The organism is Kitasatospora sp. UYEF31 (assembly GCF_057291755.1).
Genome location: NZ_JBXAWK010000123.1, coordinates 1 through 4,237 on the forward strand (window position 1 = coordinate 1; position 4,237 = coordinate 4,237).

At 66.7% G+C, this 4,237-nt stretch carries 5 protein-coding genes; 1 reads left to right on the forward strand and 4 read right to left on the reverse strand.

Features of this window, described 5'->3' with window-relative positions:
- Positions 1-113: 113 nt before the first annotated feature.
- On the forward strand, positions 114-1,424 hold the full coding sequence (locus AC0Z36_RS29270; RefSeq protein WP_485466108.1) for a tyrosine-type recombinase/integrase: 1,311 nt from the start codon (positions 114-116) through the stop codon (positions 1,422-1,424).
- Here the strand turns inward: AC0Z36_RS29270 and AC0Z36_RS29275 are convergent.
- From AC0Z36_RS29275 to AC0Z36_RS29290, 4 genes are all read right to left on the reverse strand, one after another.
- Positions 1,400-1,900: a transposase family protein gene (locus AC0Z36_RS29275; RefSeq protein ID WP_485466109.1), complete on the reverse strand. Its 501-nt coding sequence runs from the start codon at positions 1,898-1,900 to the stop codon at positions 1,400-1,402. The genes AC0Z36_RS29270 and AC0Z36_RS29275 overlap by 25 nt on opposite strands.
- Positions 1,901-2,138: 238 nt before the next feature.
- A complete protein-coding gene (locus tag AC0Z36_RS29280; RefSeq protein WP_485466110.1) occupies positions 2,139-2,513 on the reverse strand; it encodes a hypothetical protein in 375 nt (124 codons plus the stop codon).
- A 19-nt stretch (positions 2,514-2,532) separates the two neighbouring features.
- Positions 2,533-3,120 carry a class IV adenylate cyclase gene (locus tag AC0Z36_RS29285; protein ID WP_485466111.1) on the reverse strand — a complete coding sequence of 196 codons (588 nt, stop codon included), beginning with the start codon at positions 3,118-3,120 and terminating at the stop codon, positions 2,533-2,535.
- An 11-nt stretch (positions 3,121-3,131) separates the two neighbouring features.
- Positions 3,132-3,794 (reverse strand): class I SAM-dependent methyltransferase, encoded by a 663-nt coding sequence (locus AC0Z36_RS29290; protein WP_485466112.1) that lies wholly within the window; start codon positions 3,792-3,794, stop codon positions 3,132-3,134.
- Between the last annotated feature and the right edge of the window lie 443 nt (positions 3,795-4,237).

Sequence of the window (4,237 nt, forward strand, 5' to 3'; positions counted from 1 at the left end):
CCAGCTACGAAGCCGGACTCCACCTGTGCGGCGCGATGCTCTGGCTCCGCAGCATCGCGCCGAATTCATGATCCGAATTCCAGACAGGACCTAGGGGCGACCGGGCGGACACCGTGGCACCAGGCTCACCCGAGGAGGAACTGGCCCATCACGAGGCCGGCCACGTCCTCGGCGCGCTCCACCGGGCCACCTCCATGCCCCAGGGCGACGCCGTCGGTGCCGTGCTGGCACAACGCCTCCAGGGCTGGATCGACCAGGCTGTTCGCGCCGACCTGATCACCACGGTCGAGCGGAACCTGCCGAACCACCACGCGGCCATCCTGGACAACAGCCTCATGGACAGCGCGGTCTGCCACCTCGACTACCAGTCGCGCAACTGGTTGGTCGGCGACGCCTTCGGCATCTACCCCTTCGAGCTGGTCCGCGCGGTCACGCTGACCTGGCTGTTCTCCGGTCAACGCAGCAACGAGATCGCCCGGTTGAGACAGGGCTGCATCCGCTGGCAACACGACGGGAACTCGATCGCAGGCGACTCGCAGCAGGTACTGGCCCGCGACGCAGTTTGCCTGCTCGACGTCCCGACCCACAAGACCGGCACCGCCTTCACCAAGCCGGTCGACCCGATCCTCGGCCAGGCCATCGACGCCTGGCAGGCCATCCGCCCGGACCAGCCGAAGTTCACCGACCGCCGCACCAGCGAGCACGTCGAGCTGCTGTTCGCCGTTCGCGCCCGCCGCGTCTCAACCAGCTACATCAACAACACGATCATCCCGATGCTCTGCCGCAAAGCCGGCGTTCCGGACGCCGACGTCCGCGGGAACATCACCAGCCACCGGGCCCGCTCCACCATTGCCAGCCAGCTCTACAACGCGAAGGAACCGATGACGCTGTTCGAGCTGCAAGCCTGGCTCGGACACCGATCGCCACAATCCACCCAGTACTACGCGAAGATCACCCCGAACACCCTCTCCAAGGCATACTCCGAGGCGGGCTATTTCGAGCGGAACGTACGCACCATCGAGGTCCTGGTGGACCGCGACGCGGTCGCCTCCGGCGCCGCCGCGACCGGCGAACCCTGGCAGCACTACGACCTCGGGCACGGTTACTGCACCTACACCTTCTTCGAGCAGTGCCAGCACCGCATGGCCTGCGCGCGCTGCGACTTCTACACCCCCAAGGACTCCACCAAAGCGCAACTCCTCGAAGCCAAGGGCAACTTGCAGAAGATGGCCGTCTCGATCCCACTCACCGAGGACGAGCAAGCTGCCGTCGACGACGGTCAAGCCGCCCTCGACCGGCTCCTCGACCGGCTTGCCGACATCCCTATCCCGGCCGGGCTGACGCCTCGGCAGCTCGACCTTCCGGCCGGTGCCACCGCCCTGCCGATCGTCGAGGTCCGTCAGGGCAAAGCACAGCAAGCTTGACAATTCTGATTCCACAGAATCACTCGTGTCACGTGGCCCTCGACCTGGCCTGAGCTCCAGGAGGTGGAAAAGGCCGCGGTCATGGCGTCGATGTCGCGGCGCAGGCCGTTGACGAGGGAGTGCAGCGCCGGCAGATCGTCTGCGAGGACCCGCTCCAGCCAGCCGGGCAGGAGGTCGCTGCGGTGGTCGCGCATCATGGTGGCGAAGTCGCGGACGTGGCGGGCATGCGGTCTGGTCAGCCCTTGAACCTGCTCGGCGAAAGTCACCGCAGGGCAACGGGAGTTGAGGCACTTGAAGCGCCGTACCAAGAACTCGATCACGACGGGCGCCGCACCCATGGGTGCGTCAGCGAGGCGGCGCAGGTACCGGCCGTGCACCCGCCAGGACGGCATCGCGCAACCCGGACATCTCGCAGGGAGCGTCCGGCACGACGTACGAAACGTGACCACCCCGGCTACCCGCTCGACGGACTCCACGACCACACCCGCCAAATGCGGCAGCAACCGCCCCAAATCCCTTGAATCGCACACCCGGTAGATGCCCAGCTCAGCCGGGCGCCATCACAAAATCGTCGACAGAGCCGAATTACGTGATCGTTCACATCAGACCGTTCGTCTCGGAGCTTCCGCCGAAGGCGCGCACGCCAAGGACCCGCCCCGGCCCCGGGCTCTCGCTGCGGGGAACAGCGGGCGCCAGCGTGACCGGGGCGGGGGCTTAACTACGGCGGAAGAGCCTGCTCTGGCCCCGATGCTTGCCGGTTCTCTTGCCGGAGGTCGACTGCCCCACCTCGGCGGATTCGCTTGGCCGGGTGGAGCCGGCCGGGCGGTTTTCATAGAAGAAGGATTGCCGGACCCGTTCCTGCAGCTCGCCGATGCAGGCGCCGCACGCGTACATCGGGGCTTGGGCCCCGGCGACTCTGGCGGGGCCGATCCACAGGACGCGCGTCCACCGCTGTCCGCAGTAGAGCCAGCAGAGTCCGTCGACCCACTCGTTGCCGTCGTCGGTGGCCGCCGGTGAGGGCAGTCCTCCTCGGGCGAACTCGGCGATCCCGGGGATCACCCTGTGCTGTAGGGCGACTTCCGTCAGCATCGCTCGTCTCCCTCCGTGATCAACGGTCCTGGGCTGTAGGAGAAGCGTCCTTCTGCTTCTCGGCTTCGGAGAACAGGAGCGTGGGCTCGGCGAGGATGTCGCGGCTGGACTCGCTCTTGTAGATCTCGTCGACGCTGCCGAACCGGGCCTCGGAGTAGTCGAGGTCCAGCAGGGCGGCGGCCTGGCGTACCGATGCCTCGTCGGGTCCTTCGATCTCCAGGAAGGTGGGGAGGTCGGGCCAGGTGTCGAAGTCGAAGGCGACCTCGCCCAGGCGCCATTCCTCGCGGTAGTTCTCCTGGTACCGGACCTCGGTGAGGCCGACCCGGCGCAGGATGTCGGCCATGGCCTGCAGGTCGGTGACCTCGGTCTCGATCTCCTTGGTGCCGTCGATCGTCGTGGCGTCGGTGACCTGCTTGAGCGTGAGGGTCGAGCGGGTGCCCTCGTCCCGCAGGCGGATCCAGGCGCCGCCGTCGAGGGAGTCGTTCTCGAAGATCTTGCGGGTGAGGAGCGTGCGGGGGAATGCCTGGACGGCATTGAGTGCGCTCAGTTTGTTCTGGAGGTCGGCGACGTCGACGGCCAGGAACTTCGCCTCGTATTCGTGCTTCATGGGGCCTTCTCTCAGAAGTGGTCGGTGAGGGTGGATGTCCGGGCCGCGAGCAGGAGGCCCATGCGGTGGGTGTGGTCGTGCAGCTGGCCGACGTGGGCGCGCTCCGTGAACTCGGTGGTGCGCAGGGTGAGCAGGACCTCCCAGTCGCCGATGAAGTGGGGGTGAAGGCGTTCCGGGGAGGTGTAGTGCTCGATCATGTGGTGACGTCTTTCGACGGGCATCATGAACTCCGCGCCGAACATGCCGCCTGGGCGGACCAGGCGCTGCATGCGGTCGACGAACTCGCCGAGCGGGCGGTGGTGGTTGGCACTGTAGTGCCACGAGCAGCTCGTCCAGACCGAGTCGCACTGCAGGCCCAGGGGTTCACCGTCCAGGAAGTCGTCCTCAACGACCTCTACGCGTTCGTGCAGTTCTTCGAGCTTCAGTCGATCGATCAGTCCCAACGCGTGGGCCTGGCTGTCACCCGGGAGATGGACGTCGCCCCCATGGAGGGCTACCGCGTCGCGTTCGATGGCGACGACGCGGTAGCCGGCGGCGGCGAGGGGCAGGACGAACTTGCCGTCGCTCGCGCCGACCACCGCGACGGTGGCGTCAGGGGCGACACGTTCCCGCAGCGTGGCGAGGAACTGCGGGAAGAACGTGAGGGTGTGCTCCCACAGGCTCTGAGTCTGCATGGGGGTGCGCTCCTTGCGTATCGGTATCCATGATCACTCGGAGGACCTCGTCGGGGCTGCGCCCCGTGGTGTCGACGCGATGCATCGGGAACGATGCGTAGGCGTCCGTCACTCGGTCCGTAACGGTCTCGACCAGTGAGTCCCACCGCGAGACCGGCTTGTTCCGCCCAGCGAGTCGACGCTGTCTCTCGTCGTCGTCGCAGACGAGGTGGTACGTAGCGGGTTCCGGCAGCCAACTCGGCAGGGTGACACCGAGCCGGGCTCCCAAGGCCCGGTGAGTGGTGAGACACCGGGCGAAGTAGCTCTCGACGACGACAGGGACGCCGGCGTCGAGGTGATGCTGGATCTCTAGGGCCTGTTCTGAGTTCAGATCACAACCGGGTTGTTTGTCCTCCGCTCGGATATGTGAACTGGTAGCACGGATGTATGGGACGTGGTGACCT

Bases quoted from the DNA above. Each gene is read 5' to 3' on its own strand.
- AC0Z36_RS29280 (WP_485466110.1), bottom strand. From the start codon at position 2,513: ATGCTGACGGAAGTCGCCCTACAGCACAGGGTGATCCCCGGGATCGCC.
- AC0Z36_RS29285 (WP_485466111.1), bottom strand. From the start codon at position 3,120: ATGAAGCACGAATACGAGGCGAAGTTCCTGGCCGTCGACGTCGCCGAC.
- AC0Z36_RS29290 (WP_485466112.1), bottom strand. From the start codon at position 3,794: ATGCAGACTCAGAGCCTGTGGGAGCACACCCTCACGTTCTTCCCGCAG.